The sequence below is a fragment of the Beijerinckia sp. L45 genome, from assembly GCF_009765775.1.
In the GTDB taxonomy this organism is placed as follows: Bacteria; Pseudomonadota; Alphaproteobacteria; order Rhizobiales; family Beijerinckiaceae; genus RH-AL1.
On record NZ_LMUU01000195.1, the window covers coordinates 27,166 to 50,491 of the forward strand.

At 64.7% G+C, this 23,326-nt stretch carries 23 protein-coding genes; 19 read left to right on the plus strand and 4 right to left on the minus strand.

Going from position 1 to position 23,326, the window contains the following annotated elements; translation table 11 throughout:
• From queG to GSQ79_RS20895, 13 genes are all read left to right on the plus strand, one after another.
• Positions 1–979 (plus strand): tRNA epoxyqueuosine(34) reductase QueG (queG, locus tag GSQ79_RS20835; RefSeq protein ID WP_158810676.1); only part of this gene is annotated, 979 nt, incomplete at its 5' end.
• Complete coding sequence (locus tag GSQ79_RS20840; protein WP_158810678.1) at positions 976–1,866, plus strand: SDR family oxidoreductase; 891 nt, start codon at positions 976–978, stop codon at positions 1,864–1,866. The genes queG and GSQ79_RS20840, both read left to right, overlap by 4 nt.
• A complete protein-coding gene (locus tag GSQ79_RS20845; protein WP_158810680.1) occupies positions 1,863–2,957 on the plus strand; it encodes a calcium:proton antiporter in 1,095 nt (364 codons plus the stop codon). Before GSQ79_RS20840 ends, GSQ79_RS20845 begins: the two co-directional genes overlap by 4 nt.
• 183 nt (positions 2,958–3,140) lie before the next feature.
• A complete protein-coding gene (locus tag GSQ79_RS20850; protein ID WP_158810756.1) occupies positions 3,141–3,470 on the plus strand; it encodes a helix-hairpin-helix domain-containing protein in 330 nt (109 codons plus the stop codon).
• A gap of 340 nt (positions 3,471–3,810) precedes the next feature.
• Positions 3,811–3,975: a Flp family type IVb pilin gene (locus GSQ79_RS20855; RefSeq protein WP_158810682.1), complete on the plus strand. Its 165-nt coding sequence runs from the start codon at positions 3,811–3,813 to the stop codon at positions 3,973–3,975.
• A gap of 165 nt (positions 3,976–4,140) precedes the next feature.
• On the plus strand, positions 4,141–4,647 hold the full coding sequence (locus GSQ79_RS20860; RefSeq protein WP_158810684.1) for a prepilin peptidase: 507 nt from the start codon (positions 4,141–4,143) through the stop codon (positions 4,645–4,647).
• A gap of 281 nt (positions 4,648–4,928) precedes the next feature.
• The gene (cpaB, locus tag GSQ79_RS20865) at positions 4,929–5,717 is read left to right on the plus strand and encodes a Flp pilus assembly protein CpaB (protein WP_158810686.1); all 789 of its coding nucleotides are present in this window, start codon (positions 4,929–4,931) and stop codon (positions 5,715–5,717) included.
• Positions 5,718–5,737: 20 nt separating this feature from the next.
• Positions 5,738–7,153, plus strand: coding sequence for a type II and III secretion system protein family protein (locus tag GSQ79_RS20870; RefSeq protein WP_158810757.1), 1,416 nt, complete (start codon positions 5,738–5,740; stop codon positions 7,151–7,153).
• Positions 7,154–7,158: 5 nt separating this feature from the next.
• Positions 7,159–7,920, plus strand: coding sequence for a CpaD family pilus assembly protein (locus GSQ79_RS20875; RefSeq protein ID WP_158810688.1), 762 nt, complete (start codon positions 7,159–7,161; stop codon positions 7,918–7,920).
• On the plus strand, positions 7,920–9,164 hold the full coding sequence (locus GSQ79_RS20880; RefSeq protein ID WP_158810690.1) for an AAA family ATPase: 1,245 nt from the start codon (positions 7,920–7,922) through the stop codon (positions 9,162–9,164). Before GSQ79_RS20875 ends, GSQ79_RS20880 begins: the two co-directional genes overlap by 1 nt.
• 54 nt (positions 9,165–9,218) lie before the next feature.
• The gene (locus GSQ79_RS20885) at positions 9,219–10,673 is read left to right on the plus strand and encodes a CpaF family protein (RefSeq protein WP_158810692.1); all 1,455 of its coding nucleotides are present in this window, start codon (positions 9,219–9,221) and stop codon (positions 10,671–10,673) included.
• Between the two features lie 52 nt (positions 10,674–10,725).
• A complete protein-coding gene (locus tag GSQ79_RS20890; RefSeq protein ID WP_158810694.1) occupies positions 10,726–11,700 on the plus strand; it encodes a type II secretion system F family protein in 975 nt (324 codons plus the stop codon).
• Between the two features lie 79 nt (positions 11,701–11,779).
• Positions 11,780–12,739 carry a type II secretion system F family protein gene (locus GSQ79_RS20895; protein WP_158810696.1) on the plus strand — a complete coding sequence of 320 codons (960 nt, stop codon included), beginning with the start codon at positions 11,780–11,782 and terminating at the stop codon, positions 12,737–12,739.
• A gap of 98 nt (positions 12,740–12,837) precedes the next feature.
• Here the strand turns inward: GSQ79_RS20895 and GSQ79_RS20900 are convergent, their stop codons facing one another.
• The gene (locus GSQ79_RS20900) at positions 12,838–13,767 is read right to left on the minus strand and encodes a tetratricopeptide repeat protein (RefSeq protein WP_368669962.1); all 930 of its coding nucleotides are present in this window, start codon (positions 13,765–13,767) and stop codon (positions 12,838–12,840) included.
• A 177-nt stretch (positions 13,768–13,944) separates the two neighbouring features.
• Between GSQ79_RS20900 and GSQ79_RS20905 the strand changes: the two genes are divergently transcribed.
• The 3 genes from GSQ79_RS20905 (at position 13,945) to GSQ79_RS20915 (ending at position 16,666) form a co-directional block, all read left to right on the plus strand.
• Complete coding sequence (locus GSQ79_RS20905) at positions 13,945–15,363, plus strand: M17 family metallopeptidase (RefSeq protein ID WP_246725475.1); 1,419 nt, start codon at positions 13,945–13,947, stop codon at positions 15,361–15,363.
• Positions 15,360–16,235: a C40 family peptidase gene (locus tag GSQ79_RS20910; protein ID WP_158810700.1), complete on the plus strand. Its 876-nt coding sequence runs from the start codon at positions 15,360–15,362 to the stop codon at positions 16,233–16,235. The genes GSQ79_RS20905 and GSQ79_RS20910 overlap by 4 nt, the downstream gene beginning before the upstream one ends.
• 221 nt (positions 16,236–16,456) lie before the next feature.
• Complete coding sequence (locus tag GSQ79_RS20915) at positions 16,457–16,666, plus strand: cold-shock protein (RefSeq protein ID WP_158810702.1); 210 nt, start codon at positions 16,457–16,459, stop codon at positions 16,664–16,666.
• 116 nt (positions 16,667–16,782) lie between these two features.
• Here the strand turns inward: GSQ79_RS20915 and GSQ79_RS20920 are convergent, their stop codons facing one another.
• Together GSQ79_RS20920 and GSQ79_RS20925 are read right to left on the minus strand one after the other, a co-directional pair.
• Positions 16,783–17,133: a hypothetical protein gene (locus GSQ79_RS20920; protein ID WP_158810704.1), complete on the minus strand. Its 351-nt coding sequence runs from the start codon at positions 17,131–17,133 to the stop codon at positions 16,783–16,785.
• A gap of 135 nt (positions 17,134–17,268) precedes the next feature.
• A complete protein-coding gene (locus GSQ79_RS20925) occupies positions 17,269–17,706 on the minus strand; it encodes a cytidine deaminase (RefSeq protein WP_246725476.1) in 438 nt (145 codons plus the stop codon).
• 71 nt (positions 17,707–17,777) lie between these two features.
• Here GSQ79_RS20925 and pheT point away from each other — a divergent pair, with 71 nt between their 5' ends.
• From pheT to GSQ79_RS20940, 3 genes are all read left to right on the plus strand, one after another.
• Entirely contained in the window at positions 17,778–20,207 is a 2,430-nt protein-coding gene (pheT, locus tag GSQ79_RS20930) for a phenylalanine--tRNA ligase subunit beta (protein ID WP_158810706.1), read from the plus strand.
• 5 nt (positions 20,208–20,212) lie between these two features.
• Positions 20,213–20,566, plus strand: coding sequence for a hypothetical protein (locus GSQ79_RS20935; protein WP_158810708.1), 354 nt, complete (start codon positions 20,213–20,215; stop codon positions 20,564–20,566).
• Positions 20,567–20,647: 81 nt separating this feature from the next.
• A complete protein-coding gene (locus tag GSQ79_RS20940; protein ID WP_158810760.1) occupies positions 20,648–21,457 on the plus strand; it encodes a creatininase family protein in 810 nt (269 codons plus the stop codon).
• A 4-nt stretch (positions 21,458–21,461) separates the two neighbouring features.
• Here GSQ79_RS20940 and GSQ79_RS20945 read toward each other — a convergent pair whose 3' ends face one another.
• Positions 21,462–22,970, minus strand: a complete 1,509-nt coding sequence (locus GSQ79_RS20945) for a glucan biosynthesis protein (RefSeq protein WP_158810710.1) — start codon at positions 22,968–22,970, stop codon at positions 21,462–21,464.
• Between the last annotated feature and the right edge of the window lie 356 nt (positions 22,971–23,326).

A 23,326-nucleotide genomic window follows, 5' to 3' on the forward strand; every position in this document is an offset into this window, starting at 1 on the left:
GCGTGTCCTCTGGCCGGATGTGCGCTCCATCGTCATGCTCGGCATGAATTACGGCCCTGACGCCGACCCGCTGGCCCTCCTCGCCGACCGCGGCGCGGCCAACATCTCGGTCTATGCCCGCCACCGCGACTACCACGACGTCATCAAGGGCAAGCTCAAGGAACTGGCCGGCTGGCTGGTGGCGCAGGGCGGCTCGGGGACGGAAGTCAAAGTCTTCGTCGACACCGCGCCGGTGATGGAAAAGCCGCTGGCGGAAGCGGCAGGGCTCGGCTGGCAGGGCAAGCACACCAACCTCGTGTCGCGCGGCTTCGGCTCCTGGCTCTTCTTGGGCTCGATCTTCACCACCCTCGACCTCGCGCCCGACATGCGGGAAGCCGACCACTGCGGCAGCTGCCATGCCTGCCTCGACATCTGCCCGACAGCGGCGTTTCCGGCCCCCTATCAACTCGATGCGCGGCGCTGCATCTCCTACCTCACCATCGAGCACAAAGGGCACATCCCCCGCGAATTCCGCAGGCCGATCGGCAACCGCGTGTACGGCTGCGACGACTGCCTTGCCATCTGCCCGTGGAACAAATGGGCGCAGGAGGCGAGCGAGGTAAAACTCCGCGCCCGCGTCGATTTTTTGGCTCCTCGCCTCGCCGATTGGCTGAGCCTCGACGATGCAGGCTTTCGCACACTGTTCTCCGGCAGCCCGGTCAAGCGCATCGGGCGCACCCGCTTCATGCGAAACCTGTTGATCGCGGCCGGCAATTCGGCGGAGGCCGCGCTTGTCCCCCTCGTCACGGCGCATCTTGGCGATCCCTCGCCCTTGATCCGGGCGATGGCGGTCTGGGCGCTCGGCGAACTTGAAACCGCCCCGGTTTTAGCCATGCTCAGGGACCAGCACGTTGGAACCGAAGCCGATTCCGCCGTGCGTATCGAATGGGCCACCATCGATAGGCTTCACCCGCGAGTTGCGAGTATAACGCCCTTATGAATCTTTTCGTGTTCGGCCTTGGGTATAGCGCCCGTCACTTCATCAGCCAGTATGCGGATGCCTTTGAAACCATCAGCGGCACCGTGCGTGACAAGGACCACCAGCGTCCGCCCGTCGATGGCGTCGAGATGCTGCACTTCAGTCCCGAGGGCGCCAGTCCGGAGATCGACGAGCGGCTGTCGCAGGCCGACGTGATCCTCGTCTCGGTGCCGCCGGGCACCTCGGTCGATCCTGTGTTGGCCCGCTTCGGCCGCAAGATCGCAAGCATCAAGCGCCCGCAGCGCATCCTCTATCTCTCCACCATCGGGGTCTACGGCGACCACGGCGGTGAATGGGTCGACGAGACCGCCGCGCCGACGCCGACCAGCGAGCGCTCGCTGGTCCGCGTTCAGGCGGAAAAAGCCTGGGCCGCGATGGGGCGTGACCGCACCAAGGCCGTCCACATCCTGCGCCTCTCCGGCATCTACGGTCCCGGGCGCAACGCCCTGGTAAATCTCGCCGAGGGCAAGGCGCGGCGTCTGGTCAAGCAGGGCCAGGTGTTCAATCGCATCCATGTCGAGGATATCGCCCGCGCCATCGCCGCGCTGCTGGTGCACGAAGGCGAGAACGACGTGTGGAACGTCACCGACGACGAGCCGGCGCCGCCCCAGGACGTGGTCGCCTACGCCGCCGAGCTGATGGCCATCGAACCGCCGCCCGAGCTGGATTTCGAGATCGCCGAGCTCACCCCGATGGCGCGCAGCTTCTATGGCGAGAACAAGCGCACTTCGAACCGCAAGATCAAGGAGGAGCTCGGGCTGGATCTCGCCTATCCGACCTACCGCGAAGGCCTCGCCGCGCTCTGGGCGGATGGCGAAGGCCGGCTCGCCGCGCCCGTCGCGCTATGAAGACCGCTGCGCGCCTCGTCATCGGCTGGGCCGCCGTCGCCGCCGTGTTCGCCGCGGGCGGTTTGCTCGCGGGGCTGGCCCCGCTGCCGGAGGCCCTGCTTTTTGCGGGTCTGCTGATCGTCATTCTTTGGTCCGCCTTCGGCGTCGTTGCCGAGGCCGACCATCTCGCGGAGCTCCTGAAAGAGCCGCTCGGTACCCTGATCCTGACGCTGGCCATCGTGCTGATCGAGGTGGCCTTGATCAGCGCGGTGATGCTCGGCGGCAAGGATGCGCCGACGCTCGGGCGCGACACGATGTTCGCCGTGCTGATGATCGTGCTCAACGGCATCGTCGGCCTCGGTCTGCTCATCGGCGGCTTCCGCCACGGCGAGCAGCGCTACAACCTTCAGGGCGCGTCGGCCTATCTCGCGGTCATCATCCCGCTGTCGGTCATCGCATTCCTGTTGCCGAACTTCACCAAATCGACCGAGGGCGGCACGCTGTCGAGCGCGCAGGAGATCGCCTTCTCGATCTTCACGCTGATGCTCTACGCGATCTTTTTGTTCGTCCAAACCGGCCGCCATCAGGCGTTTTTCCTGGAGCCGGAAGGCAGGGATGCGGCCATCGAACCGGCAGAACCGCGTCCGGCCGGGCAGGGCGGCGCGATCGCCCGGCATGCCGCCATCCTCGTGCTGTCGATCCTGCCCATCGTGCTCCTGTCGAAGAAGCTTGCGATGCTTCTCGAACACGGGCTCTCCGCAGCCAATGCACCGGCGGCGCTCGGTGGCGTCCTCATCGCCATCATCGTGCTGGCGCCCGAAGGCATTTCCGCGCTGCGCGCGGTTTCCGCCAATCAACTGCAGCGCGGCGTCAATCTATGTCTCGGCGCCGCTGCCTCGACCATCGGCCTGACCGTGCCGGCCGTGATCGTCGTCAGCATCATTTCGGACCAGACCATCGTGCTCGGCCTGCCGCCGGCGGAAATGATCCTTCTGGCGACCACGCTGGTCCTCTGCACGCTGACCTTTTCCGGCGTGCGGACGACGATCCTGGAAGGCGCAATGCATCTCGTGATGTTCTTCGTCTATCTCACGCTGATCTTTTCGCCTTAGCGCGGCGCCGGCTGCGGCAGGGCGTAGACCCGGCCTCTGCAGCCTTGGCCGGGAGCGCCCGCGCAGGCAATCGCACGGCCCGCCACCGAGCGTTCTACGCCCTCGTGTCCCCTTGACGGCGGCCTGCGATGCGCCGATTTCTCGCGGCGCGGCGCGTTGCCGCCGAAAGGGTCTGTCATGTCCATGAAGAAATCCGTGTTCGGTCTTTGCCTCGCAACCGCCCTCGCGATCAGCGGCGCGGCGATGGCGCAAACCTCGCAGACAGCGCCGGCCGCCAAGGCCGCCAAGCCGGCTCCGATGATGATGACGGCCTCGCCAGGCACCGCGCTGCTCGACATCAATACCGCGACCAAGGATCAGCTCGTGGCCCTGAAGGGCGTCGGGGAAAAGCGCGCCACCGACATCATCGCCGGCCGCCCCTACAAGGGTAAGGATGAACTCGTTCAGAAGAAGATCATCCCCGCTGCGGTTTATGCCGACATCAAGGGCCAGATCGTCGCCAAGCAAAAATGACGCTGGTCACCATCCGTTAACCGCGCATTCGCTCTGTACTCTGAAATCGAGCGGTAGATTGGTAACCGCTTGATTTCAGATGGCTACTTATCCATAAGGCGTGACGCCGACGAATAGTTGAATTGTCGATCAATATTTATACGAATTTGTCTCAAATGCTTTATACTTGAATTAAAGCTGTCTATGCATTCTTAACCATGCAAGTAAACGTCGGTCCCGGGTGCAATGCACGGAGCCGCTTTAACGTTATCGCAACATCTGCTGGCTAGCGTCTGGATACCGGCGAGGCTTCCCGATGGGGCGCTCCTGGGGCTCTTAACAAACCCAACGAGGTACCTCTATGAAAAATCTTTTCAACCGTTTCGCAGCCGATCAGTCCGGCGCGACCGCTATCGAATACGGCCTGATCGCTGGTCTCATCGCTGTCGTCATCATCGGCGCGATCCAAGTCGTCGGCACGAGGCTCTCGGCCAAATTCAACGCCGTAGCCAACAACCTGACCTAGCATTCGCGGACTTCCGAAAAGCGGCATCGCTCGGCGATGCCGCTTTTTTCGTTTTAAGACGGGTCCGGTTTAGGCCGCGGTTAAGGATAGCGTAAAGCCTCGCGTCTATGCTGCGCCTGAACCACGGATTATGACGTCCGCTTTCACGCGGTGGGATCCCCGACCATGCTCCAAGCGTCGACGCTGCTGTTCTTCCCGATGCTGATGATGTTCGCGGCGATCTCCGATCTGTTCACGATGACGATTTCCAACCGGATCTCCATCGCGCTGGTGCTGATCTTCATCCCGCTCGCCTATTTCGGTGGCGTTCCGCTCCCCGAAATCGGACTCCATCTCGCCTGCGGCGCGGGAATCCTGGTCCTCACCTTCGGCATGTTCGCGTTCGGCTGGATCGGCGGCGGCGATGCCAAGCTCGCGGCGGCGACGGCTGTCTGGATCGGCTGGGATCATCTCGGCGATTACGGTCTCGATGCCGCTCTGCTGGGCGGCGCCTTGACGTTGGGCATCCTGATGTTTCGCAATCGTCCGCTCCCGCGCTGGGGCATTGCCGTCGAATGGATGACGCGCCTGCACGACAAACAGGCGGGCGTGCCATACGGCATCGCTTTGGCGATCGCCGGTCTGTTCGTCTATCCCGACACGAGCCTGTGGATCGCCACCGTCGTCGCTTAGAGTATCGGCCGCAACGTCGGACTTTCCGCGTGCGGTCCGATCTTCTAATCTCGTGAAGCCGAGGCGTTTCGCGGCTCGCTCACGGACCGTGTTTCGGCGCATCGTCCAAACCAGTCTTCGATTGATCGATCACTTTGCGGACAAAGCATGAGCGCCGCCGGGCGCGTGCCGTTTCAGCGCATCCGGTCACAACCATGCGATTCATTTTGTTAACCTTAATTTGAGGTTTCACTGGTCTTATCGACGAGGCTCATCAGGAGCGACGCTCGGTTTGGACCAACATGAAAACAGCTCGCCTCGTGGTTATTGGTGTTGCGCTGGCGGCCGGCTTGGGCGCGGCCTACATCGTAATGGACTCGAAGCCGCCCGAGCCGGTCCGCGTGGTCGTCCCTGCGGCTCCGGTCGAGACCGACGCTGTTCTCGTCGCCGCGCGCGACATCGGGTTTGGCGCCGTGATCACGGCCGACGACATGCGCTGGCAGCCCTGGCCGAAAGGGCAGATGCCGCAAGGCATCATCGAAAAAAGCCTGCGTCCGAATGCCTTCGACGAGATCAAGGGCTCGATCGTCCGCTCCAACTTCCTTGCAGGCGAGCCTTTTCGTCCGGACCGCCTCGTAAAGGGAACCGGCTCCGGCTTCCTCTCGGCCGTCCTGCCGAGCGGCGCGCGTGCCGTCGCCATCAACATCGACGAAAAGGGCACGACCACCGCCGGCGGGTTCATCCTGCCTAACGACCGCGTCGACGTCGTGCGGACTTTTCATGCCGAAGACGGCGCGCCGGGCAGCTTTGCCAGCGAGACCATTCTCACCAACATCCGGGTTCTCGCGATCGGCCAGAGCGTCCAGGAAAAATCCGGCGAACGCGTCGTCGCGGGCGGTACCGCGACGCTCGAACTCACGCCGGAGCAGGCGGAGCGCGTGATCCTGGCGCAGCGCACCAGCCAGCTCTCGCTGACGCTGCGCAGCATGGCGGACTCGGCTCAGGAAGTGGTGGCGCCGACGATTATCGCGCAACCGCCGAGCATGACGATCGTCCGCTTCGGAAACGCCAGTCAGGCGCGCGTCCGATGAGCCAATCCTTCCCAACAAGGATGATCCCTTTGTTCTCCCGCAACCCAGCCTTCGCGCTCGCGCTTGTCGCCCTTCTCGGTGCGACGCCGGAGTCCATCGAGGCCCGGTCGCAGAACGCCCCCGCGATCGGCGGCGCGACGGAAGGATCGCAGCGGATCAGCATGGGCGTCGGCAAGTCGCTCATTCTCGATCTGCCACAGGACGCCGCCGAAATCTTCGTCGGCAATCCCGCGGTCGCCAACGCCATCGTGCGGACCGCACGCAAGCTCTACATCATCGGCGTCGCCAACGGCCAGACGAGCGTCTACGCGCTCGATCGCCAGGGCCACCAGTTTGCCTCCTTCGAAATCAACATCGGTCGCGATGTCGGCGAACTCGGGCAGATCCTGCGCGCCGCGCTGCCCGGCACCGACATCGTTGCCCGCACCATCAACGATACGATCATCCTGACCGGCACGGTCGACTCGGCAGAGGATGCGCAGCGCGCGTCCGATATCGCCAAGGGCTTTGCTAAAAGCGCCAACCTGGGTGGCGCGAGCGCCGCCAATGCCGATGGTCTCGTCGTCAATTCCCTGGTGATCCGCGGCCGCGACCAGGTCATGCTGAAGGTCACGGTCTCGGAGATGCGCCGCGACATCGTCAAGCAGCTGGGCGTGACGTCGAGCACCTGGGGTCCGCTGACCCAGGCCAATCCGTTCGGCATCAACGGTCAGTATTCTGCGACGGCCCTGCAGATCGCCTCGGGCAGCAACTTGTCGGCGACGCTGCAGGCCTTCGAGCGCTACGGCGTCTCACGGACGCTCGCGGAGCCGACAGTCACCGCCGTGTCGGGTGAAAACGCCAAGTTCACCGTCGGCGGGCAGTTTCCCTATCCGACGGGAACGGTCTGCGTCACGACGACGAGCTGCACCACCGGTGGCGCCGCGTTCAAGGACTACGGCATCACCCTCAACTTCTCGCCGGTGATCCTGTCGGAAGGCCGGATCCTGCTGCATCTCGCGACCGAAGTGACGGACATCGACTTCCAGAACTCCGTCATCATCTCGGGAACGCCGACGCCTGGCGTGCGAACCCGGAAAAACGAAACCACGATCGAGCTGCCGTCCGGCGGATCGATCGCGACGGCCGGCCTGATCGAGCAGCAGACACGGCAGGTCATCAATGGCCTGCCCGGGCTGCTCAATCTGCCGATCCTCGGGACGCTGTTCCGCTCCCGCGACTATCTGCGCTCGGAGACGGAGCTGATGATCATCGTCACGCCGATCATCGTCAAAGCCGTCAAGCCGAACGAGATCGCGCGGCCGGACGATGGGTTTGCCGAGGCGAGCGATCCGCAATCGTGGCTGCTCGGTCGCGTGAACCGGCTGTACGCGACGCCGAGCAATCCCGAAGCGGTCAAAAACTACCGTGGCCGCGTTGGCTTTATCCAGGATTGATGACGATGCGCCCCGATCAAACTTCCCCGTTTCAGTCCCCGAAGCCGATGCGCCGGCGCGCGAGCGGCGTAGCCAAGGCGGTGTTCGGCGTGCTCATGCTCGCGCCGCTTGCCGGTTGCGGCACCTCGGACCGCATGAAAATGTCGGCGATCGCAAACGACGACTATCGTCTGCGTCATCCCATCGTGCTCGCAAAAGAAAGCGTTTCGATCGACATCTTTCCGTCTTTGGCGGCAGGCGGCCTCGATCGCCACTCCGCGAAGCAGGTCGCGTCCTTCGCCGAGGAATATCGCCAAGGCGGCCGCGGCCCGATCCTCGTCCTGGTCCCGCGTGGACCCGGGCAGGGTGAATCGCGTGGGATGGTGGCCGGCATCCGCCGCGCCTTCGAGTCCGGCGGCGTTCGCGCCGCGATCGACGTAACGACCTATCCGATCGGGAACCAGAACCTGTCGTCGCCGGTCCGGTTGAGCTTCGCTGGATTGAAGGCAAAGGTTGGCGACCAATGCGGCCAATGGCCGAGCGATCTCGCGTCCGGCTCGACGATCGACGAGTGGCAGAACAGACCTTATTACAACTTCGGGTGTTCGACGCAGAGCATGATCGCGGCGCAGACGGCGGATCCCCGGGATCTCGTCGGACCACGCGGCGAGGACGCATCCGACACGTTGATCCAAAGCCGCGCCATCGAAAACGTCCGCAAGGGAATCGATCCCTCGACGACCTGGACCGTCCACAACACGTCCATCGGTACGGTGGGAGGCAGCTGATGATCGGCGGGGCAGGTTCGGAAGCCGAGATGATCGCGCCGGTTCCGCGCATCTCCATTCAGGCGTTTTGCGAGACCCAGGAGGTCGCGCAGATCGTGCAGAAGGCGGTCGGCGACCGGCGGATGGAAAAGGCGCACGTCAAGGTCCACATGGGCGGCGCGACAGCCGCCGTGGAGGCCTATCGCAGCGCCCCGACGCCGAACATCATCGTGCTGGAAACGTCCGGAGACCGCAGCGAGCTCATCTCAAGTCTCGAGTCGCTGGCCGAATACTGCGACGCGGGCACCAAGGTCGTGGTCACCGGGCGGCTGAACGACATCGTGTTGTACCGCGAGCTCATGGCACGTGGGATCAGCGACTATCTCGTCGTGCCCTTCGAGGTTCTCGATTTCATCAGGACCATCTCTGCGCTTTACACCCATATCGACGCCGAGCCGCTCGGCAAGATCATCGCCGTGACGGGCGTGAAGGGCGGCGTCGGCGCGTCCGTCGTGGCCCACAACATCGGCTTCTCGATCGCCCGCGATCTGCAGCTGCAGACGGTCATTGCCGACATGGATCTCGGGTTCGGAACCGTTGGTTTGGACTTCAACCAGGATCCGCCGCAAGGCATCGCCGAGGCGGTATTCGCGCCCGATCGTCTCGACGCCAACCTCGTCGATCGTCTGCTGTCACGCTGTACCGATCGGCTCAGCATTCTCGCCGCGCCGGCGACACTCGATCGCGTGTACGACTTCTCCGACACGGCCTTCGATCACCTCATCGACATCCTCCGGACCTCGACGCCTTACGTCATTCTCGACGTGCCTCATGTGTGGAGCGCGTGGGCACGGCGCATGCTCGTCGGCGCCGACGAGATCGTCGTCGTCGCGACGCCGGAACTTGCCAGCCTCCGTAACGCCAAGAGCATCGTCGATACGCTGCGGCTCGCTAGGCCGCATGACGGCGCGCCGCATCTCGTGCTGAATCAGGTCGGGGTGCCCAAGCGGCCGGAAATCAGCATCGCCGACTTCTCCAAGGCCGTCGATCTCAAGCCGGTCTGCTCGATCCCCTTCGAGCCGAAGCTGTTCGGCACCGCGGCGAACAACGGCCAGATGATCGCCGAGGTGGAGGCGGCCAGCAAGGTCGCGGAAATGATCAGCGACCTCGCGCGAATCGTGACCGGAAAGCACGAAATTCGCCGGCCATCGAAAAACATACTTAAGCCTTTCATGGATAGACTGTCGCGGAAGAAGGCATCCTGACGGAGCCGGTCACGCTGTCGAACCGCATACGGAGGCGGTCGATCGGAGAAATTCATGTTTGGCAAACGCGCGATCGTTGCAGTCAGCGCGGGGGATGAGAAGCCGCGCGCTGCGGCTGTGCCCGTGTTCGAACCCCGCGTGACACCGGCTGCGTCGAAGGCCGCAGCCCTGCGCCCGCCGGTCCAGGCGAGCCCCGTGATCGTCCCGGATCAGGCGCGATCGGACGAATATTACGTTACCAAGAGCATGATCTTCGGCGCTCTCATCGAGGCGATCGATCTGTCGCAGCTGTCGCGTCTCGACGGCGAAAGCGCGCGCGAAGAAATCCGCGACATCGTGCAAGAGATCATCTCGATCAAGAACGTCGTGATGTCGATCGCCGAGCAGGAAGACCTGCTGAACGACATCTGCAACGACGTCCTCGGCTATGGCCCGCTCGAGCCGCTGCTCGCCCGCGACGACATCGCCGACATCATGGTAAACGGTGCGTTAAGAACCTTTATCGAGGTCGGCGGCAAGATCCAGCTGACCAACATCCGCTTCCGCGACAATGCGCAGCTGATGAACATCTGCCAGCGCATCGTCAGCCAGGTCGGCCGCCGCGTCGACGAAGCCTCGCCGATCTGCGACGCCCGCCTTGCCGACGGATCGCGCGTCAACGTGATCGCGCCGCCGCTGGCGATCGACGGCCCGACCCTCACCATCCGAAAGTTCCGCAAGGACAAATTGACGCTCGACCAGCTCGTCCGCTTCGGCGCGATCTCGATCGAAGGCGGCGAAATCCTCAAAATTATCGGCAAAGTGCGGTGCAACGTCCTGATCTCCGGTGGTACCGGCTCGGGCAAGACGACGCTGCTGAACTGCCTGACGAACTACATCGAAAGCGACGAACGCGTCATCACCTGCGAAGACGCCGCGGAACTGCAGCTTCAGCAGGCGCATGTCGTGCGTCTGGAAACCCGGCCACCGAACCTCGAGGGCAGCGGCGCCGTCACCATGCGCGATCTCGTGCGCAACTGCCTGCGTATGCGCCCCGAACGCATCATCGTCGGCGAGGTGCGCGGCCCCGAGGCGTTCGATCTGTTGCAGGCGATGAACACCGGCCACGATGGGTCGATGGGTACACTGCATGCGAACTCGCCGCGCGAAGCCTTGAGCCGCCTCGAGTCGATGATCACCATGGGCGGCTTCGCCTTGCCGAGCAAAACCATCCGCGAAATGATCGTCTCCTCCGTGGATGTCATCATCCAGGCCGCGCGTCTGCGCGACGGATCGCGGCGTATCACCCATGTCACCGAGGTCATGGGCCTCGAAGGCGACGTCATCATCACCCAGGACGTCCTGGTCTACGATCTCATGGGCGAGGACGCGGCCGGTCGCCTCAAGGGACGCCATCGTTCGACCGGCGTCGGGCGACCGCGGTTCTGGGAGCGTGCGTCGTACTACGGCGAAGAGGCGCGGCTTGCCGCGGCACTCGACTCGGCCGAAGTCAAGGACGAGGTGCTTTGATGGGCACGGCACCCTGTGCTGCGGTCCGGCGTCGCCTCGCGGAGCAGACGCCATGGATCTGAGCCAGCTGGCGCTTCCCCTGCTCGCCGTCATATCGGTGGGGGGCGTCCTTTACGCCGTCCTCGACCCGATTCTGGCCGGAAATTCGGCGGCGGCGAAACGCAAGGCCGCGCTCGAGACGCGGTCGCCGTCGGTCGTCGTGGCGCGCGGCAATGATGCGGCGAAGCGCCGGAAGCAGGTGACCGACAGTTTGAAGGAGCTCGACGCCCGGGCACGAAGCAAGAAGATCAGCTTCGAATCCAAGATGGCGCAGGCGGGGCTTAGCTGGAGCAAGCAGCGCTTCATCATCGGCTCGATCGTTTTGGGGATCGGCGCCGGCGTGGCCGGCTACATCCTGAACGGCAGTCCCCTGATCGCCGTCGGCCTGGCGATCATCGCAGGCTTTGGCCTTCCGCGCTGGTTCGTGAACAACCGACGCAAGAGCCGCATCAAGAAGTTTCTCGAAGAGTTTCCCTCCGCGATCGACATCATCGTGCGCGGTATCAAGGCGGGTATTCCGCTTGGCGACTGTCTGCGCAACATCGCCGGCGAAGCGGCCGAACCGGTGCGTGCGGAGTTCCGCCACATCATGGAGGCGCAGCAGATGGGCCTCTCGATTCCGGAAGCGGTCGAGCGCATCGTCGACCGCGTTCCGACGCCGGAAGCGAGCTTCTTTTCCATCGTCATCAGCATCCAGGCCAAGGCCGGCGGCAATCTCGCCGAAGCGCTGAACAACCTGTCGAACGTGCTGCGCGACCGTAAGAAGATGCGCGGCAAGATCAAGGCGATGTCGAGCGAGGCCAAGGCCTCCGCCGGCATCATCGGCGCGCTGCCGTTCGTCGTCGCGTTCTTCGTCTATCTCACCAGCCCTGCCTATATCATGCTGCTGTTCACGACGACGACCGGCAATACCGTGCTTGGCGTCTGCGCCTTCTGGATGGGCTGTGGAATCTTCATCATGAAAAAGATGATCAACTTCGACATGTAGGGCAGGCCGCAATATTACGGCCAGCGCGCGTCGTTTGCGCTGGAACGGTGACCGAGACGTCCGAACCAGAGCCGCGACCATGCAATATCTCATGAACAGCCAATTCGTCTTCGGCGCGCTCGTCGCGATCGCGACGTTCGCCACCGTCGTATCGGTGGCGATGCCGCTGTTCGTGTCGGAGCCGCTGCAGAAGCGCATGAAGGCCGTCGCCAGCGAACGCGAAAAAATCCGCGCACGCGAGCGCGAGCGCCTGTCGGTCAGTCGCGGCAGCCTGCGCTACGAGCCCAAGGCCTACATGAAGCGGATCGTCGATCGCTTCAATCTGTCGTCGTGGCTCGGTACGGAGAAGGCCAAGGCGCAGATGCTGCGCGCCGGCTTTCGCGGCAGCCAGGCGGAAACGGCCTTCCTCTTTTTCCGGCTCGTGGTACCGATCTGCACGCTGATTGCCGGGGCGCTCTATGTCTTCGTCATCGGCGACTTCGACTGGCCCATAACGGCGAAATTCGGCTCGGTCATCTTCGCCGCCTACGCCGGCCTGAAGGCGCCGGAACTCTACATCTCCAACACCATCGCCAAGCGCCAGAAATCCGTCGCCCGGGCGTTTCCCGATGCGATGGATCTCATGCTGATCTGCGTCGAATCCGGCATGTCGATCGAGCATGCGTTTCGCAAGGTCAGTCAGGAGATCGGCGTCCAGTCGATCCCCCTCGCCGAGGAGCTGACGCTGACGACCGCGGAGCTTTCCTATCTGCCGGATCGCAAGACGGCCTATGAAAACCTTGCGATGCGGACCGGCGTGCAGTCGATCAAGTCGATCGTCACGGTGCTGGTGCAGGCCGAGCGCTATGGCACGCCGTTGGGCACCGCGCTCCGCGTCCTCGGCAAGGAAAGCCGCGAACACCGGCTGCTTCTCGCGGAGCAGAAAGCGGCGGGCCTGCCGCCGAAGCTGACGGTGCCGATGATCCTGTTCTTCCTGCCTGTCCTGTTCGCCGTGATCATCACGCCGGCGGCGATCCAGGTCACCCACCAGATGCAGTAGGCAGAAGTCGGCAGTTGCCGACTTCTGCAGCTAAAAAAGCTGCGGCCAAAATCGGCCTCTATCGACTTCGCACCGGGCCAAACCCCGGCGAGGCGGCTTTACTGCGCGTCGTCGGTCGCGGCGGTTCGGGTGCGCTCCGGCGCGTGCCGCGGCGCCATCGCCGTCTTTTTCCGATCACCGGTCTTGATGTCTTTCCAGGTGTCGGATTGCGCGATCATCTGACGGATCGAGGCGACATTGCTGGCGGCGTCGATCGGCGCGAGATCGCGGCGGGAGATGTCTTCGGCCTCGCTGAACTTGCCCTGCAGTGCCAGCACGAGGGCAAGGTTCTGGCGCACGCGCATGTCGGCGCCGGGCTGGTCGGCCGCCGTGCGCAGCGTCGCTTCGGCGTTCGGCATCTGCCGCACCAGGGCGTAGGAAAGGCCGAGGTTGGAGAGCACCTGCGGCTGGTTCGGCACGATCTTGAGAGCGGCGGTATAGTAGCTTTGCGCTTGCGCATGGTCGCCGAGTTGGTCGGCGACCGAGCCTTGCGCCGACAGAACCGACCAGTTCGGCCGCTCCGGCGTGTGGGCGCGCCCGAGGACTTCGGCGGCTTCCTGCAGGCGTCCGGCATCGGCCAGTGCCTTGCCGTAGGCCGCAAGGACATCGAGATCCTTGGGATGTTTGACGGCGATGCGCTGCAGCACTGCGACGGCCTGCGCATATTGCGTCAAGGCCTTCAGCGCGCGCGCATAGGCAAGCCCGATGACCTTGTCGTCGGGATGCGAATCGAAGCGGGTGCCGAGCTGGTCGGCATAGGCGTGCAAGGCGCCGGGTTCGGTCGGCATCGGGCCGGGGCCGGGTCCGATCGAACCGGTGATATCCGACATGCCGGGCGTCTGGCAGCCGCCGAGCATCAGGGCGACGCTCAGGGCCAGGAGGGCAGGGCGTATCGAACGGCGAGCCCCGAAAGGCATGATCTGGAATCCTCGGGACGACGGGATGGTCTTGTCGGTCGAAAAAGGGCGCAGGCCGGTTATCATGGGCATCTCGATCCGCTTGGCCTTGCCAGGCCAGACCGAAGCAATAAAACGTTAACGCTAACGAAGCCTTAAGAGCCGCCCCATTTTGGGGCGCCTCGGCGAGGCTCGGCCCCTGGCGAGGCGCGCCTCGCGGGCTTGTGAACATGAGAAAGGGCTTGGATGCCGTTGCAGCATGGGTCGTCGGTGAGTGACGGCATACCGATCTACGGCGTGACCGCGAAGGACCTGCCGGCGCTGCTCGCAACCTTGCCGGCTGCGGCGGCGGCCTTCGTTACCGCCTGTGGTTTCAAGGCGGCCGAAGGCCATCACGTTCTGGTGCCCGGTGAGGCCGGCGATCTCGCTGCCGTCCTGTTCGGCGTCGAGGCCGACGAGGCGGTCCACCGCGACCCGTTCCTGATAGGCAAGCTGGCCGGCCTTCTGCCCGCGGGGCTGTACCGCTATGCCAGTGGCATCCGCGATCCGTTTCTGGCGACGCTTGGCTGGCACCTGAGCGCCTACCGCTTCACCCGATTTCGCAAGGCCGAGACGACGATGCCCGAGCTGCGTGTGCCCGACGATGTCGACGGCGAGCGGGTGGCGACGATCGCTCAGGCCATCGCCCTCGGTCGCGATCTCATCAACCGCCCGGCCAACGATCTGACGCCGTCGGCCCTCGAAGAGGCGGCCCGCGCCCTCGCCGAGACCCACGGTGCCAGCTTCGCGGTGATCCGCGGCGACGATCTGCTGACCCGAAACTTTCCGCTCATCCATGCGGTCGGGCGTGCGGCGACCGAAGCGCCGCGTCTCGTCGACTTCACCTGGGGCGATCCCGCAGGGCCGAAGGTCACGCTGGTCGGCAAGGGCGTGTGCTTCGACACCGGCGGCCTCGACATCAAGCCGAGCTCCGGGATGATCCTGATGAAGAAGGACATGGGCGGCGCCGCGACGGCGCTCGCCCTCGCCGCGATGATCATGCGGCGCAAGCTGCCGGTGCGCCTCCGCGTGCTCGTGCCGATCGTCGAAAATGCCATCGCCGGCAACGCCTTTCGTCCCGGCGACGTGATTTCGAGCCGCAAAGGCAAGACGGTCGAGATCGGCAACACCGACGCCGAAGGGCGGCTCATTCTCGCCGATGCCCTGGCCTTGGCCGATGAGGAGGCGCCGACGCTGCTGTTCGACTTCGCGACGCTCACCGGTGCCGCCCGCGTGGCCTTGGGACCGGACCTGCCGCCGTTCTACACGATGGACAATGACCTCGCCCTTGCGATCGCCCGGCATGGGGCAGCCACCAACGACCCGGTGTGGCGGATGCCGCTGTGGGATCCCTATGACGCGTTGTTGAAGAGCAAGGTGGCGGACCTCAACAACATTTCCGGCGGACCCTTTGCCGGCTCGGTGACCGCCGCGCTGTTCCTCCGCCGATTCGTCGAGAAGGCCGGGAGCTGGGTGCATTTCGACGTCTACGGCTGGTCGCCGGCGACCAAGCCGGGCCGTCCGGAAGGCGGCGCGGTGCAGGCGGCGCATCTGCTCTTCGATCTGCTCGAAACGCGCTTCGGTCCGGGTGCCGGCGCCGCCGACGACATGCCGAGCCAGGCCGCGGTGTTTGAGCCGGTGCTGCATTGAGCGGGCGCGATGGGTTCGACCCGCGCCTGACGCCGGCGCGCTTCGATCTGGCGGCGGCGCATCTCGAAGGGCGGGTCGCCGCCGAGCGCTTCGTGCGCGGCGAGCGCCGAACCATCACGGCGGACGTCGCCGACATCCGCCGTCTGCCGCGTCCGGATGCGCCCCTCGATACGCAGGCCCTCCATGGCGAACCGGTCACGCTTTACGACGAGGACGAGGGCTGGGGCTGGATCCAGCTCGAGGGCGACGGCTACGTTGGTTATGTCGCGATGCACGCGCTCGGGTTCGAAGCGCCACAGCCGACGCATGTCGTCGGCGTCAACCGGACTTTCGTTTATCCCGCGGCGGATATGAAGCAGCCGATCGTTGCCGCGCTACCGCTCGGGGCCGGGGTCGCGATCGATCGCACGCAGGGCGAGTTTTCACATTGTGTTGAAGGCGGCTTTGTCTTCACGCCCCATATTGCGCCGGTCGCGACCCCTGCGGACGATTTCGTCGCGGTTGCAGAGCGATTTACCCATACCCCGTATCTGTGGGGCGGGAAATCCGCTCTGGGGATCGACTGCTCCGGTCTTGTTCAGGTATCGCTCGCGCGCAGTGGTATCGGCGTTCCGCGCGACACCGACCTGCAGGAGCGGGCTGCCGGCGCCGCCGTGCCCTTCGATGCCGGTCTGAGCGGCCTGCAACGCGGCGACCTCGTGTTCTGGCGCGGCCATGTCGGCATCATGTGCGATGCCGCCATGCTGCTGCATGCCAATGCCCATCACATGAGCGTCGCCATGGAGCCGTTGCAGCAAGCAGCCGCGCGAATCCACGCAAAAAGCCAAGCTTCGATCACGTCCGTTCGCCGGTTCGGCAAATATATGAAATGATATATTCGGATGTGGTGCGCGAAATCTTTGCGGCTAAGCTTCTTATCGGTCTTGTCTAATACGCGAGACGCGTTTACTTGTGTGCGCAATCGATTTGGCCGATGGTTTGGCCTTGCATCAAGTTCCGATGCCTACGGACCGCCTTCCTACACTTATCGAGACAACAACGATGCGCTTGCGTTGAGTGCATTGCCGATGGCTGACGAATAGGAATACCTGTAATGTCCACTGGAACTGTTAAGTGGTTTAATGCGGAAAAGGGTTATGGCTTCATTCAGCCGGACGACGGCGGCAAGGACGTTTTCGTCCATGTGAGCGCGGTTGAACAGGCCGGCATGCGGAGCCTGCAGGAAGGCCAGAAGATCAACTACGAGATCGTCGCTGATCGTCGCACCGGCAAGTCGTCGGCCAGCAATCTTCGCGCCGAGTAAAGTTGGTTCGATCCCGGTCGCGCCCGCCCGATAAAACGTGAAAGCCCCGGCATCCCCGGGGCTTTTTCTTTCGAGCGGAGCGATGTGCCGCGCGTTCTGGCGTGGAACGTCGCGATTTACTGGGCGTAGCTCGTGTAGAGGTAGGCCGCCTGCCCGAACGGTCTGCCGTTGCCGGACGAGGGCGCCGGCAAAACAGCGTGGCCGTATCGTTGGGCCGCCGTCCGCGAAAAGTGCCGGACCGCAATGCTCGCGACGGCGACGGCATCGAAGGCGCGGCGCAGATCCAGGCCTTGCCGCAGGCGCTTCTTGCCTTCGGCGTAGATCATGACGGCAAGCTTTTCTTCAAAGGCGGCACTCGTCCCGCAATGTCCGGCCAGCACGCCATAGGCATCCGAATAGGCAATCTCAAGTATATGAATATGCCAAGGCTGAAGTTCGACGTCCAGCCCGTAGTATGAATATGCCACTTCATTGCTCCCGTGCCGGGTCATCTGTTCTTGATGGATGGTACGAGTGGCTCATCGGGAAGGTTTTGTCGGCACTGCTATCTAATCGGCGCAATATATTGCGTGGTGAAATAGCGCATAAGATTCCAGGCAGGCTCAAACATCGGCGGCGCCGAGGATCGCGGGTCCGAAGGCTTCGGGCAGCAGCGCGCCGAGCGTGAAGCTCGCCTTGATGCCGCCGGGTCCGCCGGCATGGATCGGCGTGTCCGGCCCTGCAAACTCCCGGATGCGCTGGCGGCACGCCCCGCAGGGCGTGATCGCTGCCGTGCCCGGCCCGGTCACCATCACCTCCACGATTTTGCGGTCGCCGCCCGCGATCATTGCCGCGATGGCGCCCGCCTCGGCGCAGGTGCCGACGGGGTAGGCGGCATTCTCGACATTGGTCCCGGCATAGATCGCGCCGCTCGCCGTGCGGATGGCGGCCCCGACCGTGAACTTGGAGTAGGGCGCATAGGCGTGAACCCGGGCCGCCTCGGCGGCCTGCCGGAGATCGTCTGCCGCACCGACGGCCAACGGCGAAAGAGCGTCGCGCAACGACTTGCCTACCCTTTTGCGAGGACATGCTCTAGAAGGGCGCTCTCACTGCGCCGCCCCCAAGAGTTCTGATGAAACTTACGCTCAACTGGTTGAAAGATCACCTCGAAACGGAGGCCTCGCTCGATACGATCGTGGCGACTCTGACCAAGATCGGCCTCGAGGTCGAAGAGGTGAAGGACCCGGCGCGCGCCCTCGGTGGGTTCGTGATCGCTGCGGTTCTGGAGGCCAAGCCGCATCCCAATGCCGATCGTCTGCGCGTCTGCACCGTCGATTTCGGCGCCGCGGCCCCGATGCAGGTGGTGTGCGGCGCGCCGAACGCCCGCGCCGGCATGAAGTCGGTCTTCGCGCCGGTCGGCACCTATATTCCCGGCAAGAAGACCACGTTGGGCCCCGGCGTGATCCGCGGTGTCGAGTCGAACGGGATGCTCTGCTCCGCGGCGGAACTCGAGCTCTCCGAAGAGCATGACGGCATTCTCGATCTGCCTGGCGAGGCGCCGGTCGGCACGCCTTACGCCCAGTGGGTCGGCCTCGATCCCGTCATCGACATCAACCTGACGCCGAACCGCCCCGACGCGATGGGCATCGCCGGCATCGCCCGCGACCTCGCCGCCGCCGGCCTCGGTACCGTGAAAACGCCTGCGGTCGCCCCGATCACGGGCGGCGCGCCGAGCCCGGTGACGGTCCGCATCGCCCTCGACGGCGCGGACGCGGCCCTGGCGCCGGTCTTCGCCCTGCGTGGCGTCTCCGGGGTCAAGAACGGGCCGGCCCCGGACTGGCTGCAGGCGAAGCTGCGATCGGTCGGTCTGCGCCCGATCAACGCCCTGGTCGACATCACCAATTTTCTGACCTTCGACCGCGCGCGGCCGCTCCACGTCTTCGATGCCAAGAAAGTGTCGGGCGGCCTCGTCGTGCGGCGTGCGGCCCCAGGGGAGACGCTGAAGGCGCTCGACGGCAAGACCTATACGCTCGACGCCAGCATGGTGGTCATCGCCGACGACAGCGGCGTGATCTCCCTTGCCGGCATCATGGGCGGCGAAGCGACGGGTTGCGACGAGACCACGACCGATGTGCTGATCGAGGCGGCGCTGTGGAGTCCAAATGCGATTGCCGCGACGGGCCGTAAGCTCGGCATCGTCTCCGATGCCCGCTATCGCTTCGAGCGTGGCATCGATCCCGCTTTCACCCTGCCGGGCCTCGATCTCGCCACCCGCCTCGTGCTCGACCTCTGCGGCGGCACGGCCTCCGGCGTCACGCTGGCCGGCACGGTGCCCGAACCCGACACGCGGATCCTCTTTCCCTACAGCGAAGTGCGCCGGCTTACGGGCCTTGATCTGCCGAGCACCGAGATGCTGCAGATCCTGGAAGCGCTGGGGTTCCAGCTCGCCGGGTCGCCGGGCAATGCCGATCTCATCTACGTCAAGGTGCCGTCGTGGCGCCCGGACATCTTCGGCAAGGCCGACCTCGTCGAGGAGGTGATCCGCATTGCCGGCGTCGACCGCGTCGTCAGCACGCCGCTGCCTCGGCAAAGCGCCTCGATTCCGGCCGCGATCCTGACGCCGCTACAAAAACGGACTCGCCAGGCTAAGCGGGCGCTCGCCGCCAGCGGCCTGGTCGAGGCGGTGACCTGGTCCTTCGTCTCGCACGAACAGGCCGTGCTGTTCGGCGGGGGCGAGCCAGCTCTCGTCCTCGCCAACCCGATCGCCTCGGACCTCTCCGACATGCGCCCGAGCCTGCTGCCCGGCCTGATCGCGGCCGTCGGGCGCAACGCGGCGCGCGGCGCCGCCGACCTTGCGCTCTTCGAGGTCGGCCAGATCTTCAAGGGCGACGGGGACAAGGATCAGCGGATCGCGGTGGCCGCTGTGCGCAGCGGCACGGCGAAGCCGAGCGGCGGCGGCCGGCATTGGAGCGGCGCCGCGGGTTCGGTCGATGCCTTCGACGCCAAGGCCGACGCCATGGCCCTGCTCGACGCGCTCGGCGTGCCGACCGGCGGCCTGCAGGTCGTTGCCGGCGGTGCCTCGGCGTTTCACCCCGGCCGCTCCGCGGTGCTCCGCTTCGGCCCCAAGGGCGTGCTCGGGTCGTTCGGCGAAATCCATCCGAGCGTGCTTGCCGCGATGGACGTGGCCGGCCCGCTCGTCGGATTCGAGCTGATCCTCGATGACATACCGGCGCCGAAATCGAAGCCCACGAAGGCCAAGGCGCGGCTGGATCTCTCCGATTTCATGCCGTTGCAACGCGACTTCGCCTTCGTCGTCGATCGCGGCGTCGAAGCGGGTGCGATCGTCAAGGCGGCGCTCGGTGCCGAACGGACCCTTGTGACCCACGTTGCCGTGTTCGACATTTACGAAGGGCAGGGCGTTCCGCCCGGCCAAAAATCGGTCGCCATTACGGCGACGATCCAGCCGCGCGATCAGACCCTGAAAGACAACGAGATCGAAGCCGTGATGGGGAAAATCATTGCCGACGTCACCAAGAAAACCGGGGCGGTTCTAAGAGGATGAAGCGGTTGCCGACGATCATGCCGACGCGTGTCACACTTGTTGCCCTGGCTCTTGCTTTCGGCGGTTTTTCCGTCGGTATCGCGCGAGCGGACGAGCCGCGTACGATTAACGACTGCGAGAAGATCTCGGCGGCCGATGCCTACAACCAATGCCTGGCCAAGTTCGGCCCGGAGTCGAAGGTCAAAAGTCTCGAGCCCGAACGCCCCGGCGACATGAAAGCCAATGGCGCCGAAGCGGCGGCCGGCGCGAAGCCACTCGCGCATAAGGGCGGCGGGCGCCACGGCGGTGGCCGGCATCGGGCGGCCGGCGGCGGCCGCAAGCGGGCCTCGTTCACGGTTTCGCACCGACGCCACAAGTAAGCGCGTCGGCGGAGCCGGATCAAAGCCATGAGCGTCACGCCGACGCTTGGAATCGCACGACGCTCCATGCAACATGGCGCCATGCTCCCGTCGCGCTTCTGGACCGAACTCACCTCGTCCGATCTGGACGATGCCGACATGGCCGAGGTCATCGCGGTGCTGCCGGTCGCTGCCATCGAGCAGCATGGGCCGCATCTGCCGCTCGGCACCGATGCTTTCATCATGGATGGCTATCTCGAACGCGCCTATGCGCGGCTGCCGGCGGATCTGCCGGTCGTGTTCCTGCCGGTGCAGCGTTGCGGCTGTTCGGTCGAGCACGGTGACTTCGCCGGCACGCTGAGCCTGTCCGCCCGCGCGGCGCTGAGCGCCTGGAGCGAGCTTGCCGAGGCCGTGGCGCGCACCGGCTGCCGCAAGCTGGTGATCGTCAATTCGCACGGCGGCAATTCCGGGCTGATCGATATTCTCGCCCGTGAACTGCGCGCTTCGAACGGGTTGTTCGTGGTGATGGCGGCATGGCAGCGCTTCGGCTACCCCGACGGCCTGTTTTCCGAAAATGAGCGGGTTCACGGCATCCATGGCGGCGAGATCGAGACGTCGCTGATGCTGACCTTCCGGCCCGACCTGGTCCGCCGTGACAAGCTCGAGAATTTCGTGCCGACGAGCGTCGCGATGGAACGCGATTTCACCTGGCTGCGCGCCGGGCGTCCGACCGGCTACGGCTGGATGGCGCAGGATATTTCTACCGTCGGCGCGGCGGGCGATGCGGCCGCCGCCACCGCGGAAAAAGGCGAGGCCTGCGCCGACTACGGCGCGACGGCGTTCGTCGAGCTGTTGCAGGACGTCGAAGCCTTCGATCTCGCCGGGCTGGTCGAGCACGGCGGCCGCATCTGAACCGCTACTTCGGTGCCTGCCACGGGAAGAGCCAGGTCTCCGACAAGGTCTTCGCGCCGGCGCGCAAAAAGCCGCGGACGTCGGCGGTCTGGTCTGGATCGAGTTGCACGTCGATCGTGGCGCGGAACCCGTCGATATAAGGGTTCCACTGCGTATAGGAGCGAATGATCTTCCCGGCGCTCGTGCTGGCGACGATCTGCACCGAGGCGGGGTCGTCCTTGTAATAGTCGAGATCGCCGCCGGCGAAATCGATGAGAAAGCGGCGCGTGCCCGGCGTGTTGGGCTCCGGCGACCCGAGGGCCCGCGCCGTGGTCTGAAATGTGTTCAGCGTCTTGGCGCTGTCGGAGAGATGCCCGAAGTCGAGGCTCGAGGTAATGGTGTAGCTGTAGGTCAGCGGCGTCCCGACGACGAGCGGCTGCTTGTTGACCCAGGATACCACGACGTTGTCGTTGCTCTCGTCGGTCGTCGGCATCTCGAACAGCTCGACGTGACCCTCGCCGAACTTCGATTTCGGCTCGACGAAGTAGCTCGGGCGCAGCTGATAGGCGAGGTCGATGTCCTGGTAATGGTCGAAGCGGCGGTCGCGCTGCAGCAGGCCGTAACCCTGAACGTTCTGGTCGGAGAACGAGGACAGCTTGGCGATGGTCGGATTGCGCAGCGGCCGCCAGATCCATTCGCCGGCGCCGGTGTGCATCAGCAACCCGTCGGAATCGTGCAATTCGGGACGAAAGTCCTCGTTGAAGCGGTGGTCGTTCTCGCCGATGTAGAACATCGAGGTCAGCGGCGCGTAGCCGACCTTCACGTCGTCGCGCCGTGGTATCAACGTCGCCGTGACCTCGATGGCGCTCTCGTCTCGCGGATAGCAGTCGAACTGGAACGCGCCCGTGGTCGCCGAACTGTCTAGCAGGGCGTAGATCGTGAGCTTCTCGACGCCGGGTGCCGGCGTGTCGATCCAGAACTCCCGGAAGAACGGAAACTCTTCCTGGTTGGTGCCGCCGCCGAGCTGCAGCGCGCGGGCGGAGAGGCCGTATTGCTGATTGCGCCCGAGAAAGCGGAAATAGCTGGCGCCGATGAAGCTGATGAACTCGTCGAATTTTTTCGGGTCGTTGACCGGAAAGCGGATCTTGAATCCGGCGAAGCCGAGGTTCACCGGCAGCGGCTTGTCGAGCTTGGTCTTGCCGAAGTCGAACTGGCCGGGCTTGTAGGGCAGCGGCGTCGGGATCCCGTCGCGGATCGTATTGATCGTCACCGGCCGCTTGTAGAGGTGGCCGAGATGATAGAGCTGCATCCGGAACAGGCTGCCGTTGGCACCGAGCAGCGACTTGTCCTCGCGGAAGTCGATCTCGCGCCACGCATCGAAGTCGAGCTTGTTGAGTTCGTCGGGCAGCGGCGGAAGCTGGCCTTCGAACGGCGCGGAAGCGAGGTCGCGCGCGCGCTTGACGACGTCGTCGAGACTGAAGCGGGTCTGCTGTGGCGGATGCGCGGTCTGCGCGCCGGCCTGATCGACGGTCATGGCGCTGGCGCCGGCGACGAGAGCGCCTTGAACGATGGTTCGACGACTAAAAATGGTTTGTCCTCCGCCGCTCAAGTCGCGTGTCGCTCGGCGACGGGGCGAGTCCGTAACGCCGTTTGCGCGGGACGGCAAGTCGCGCCGGCCTGCTGTCCCGAGGAGAACGCCGCAATTGAGCCACCTTCGAAAGGCTTTGTCGACGGCTCGAAAGCCTGTAGGGTTCGTTACGATTTGATGGATCGGTTGTTTTGGCCGGTCGTGTCAGCGTCCTGATGCCCGTTCGGCCTCTGTGTTTTGCCATTTCGCCCGAGGCCGATCGCTCAAATGCACCTTTCCCGGACAGTCATGTGTGGACGCAG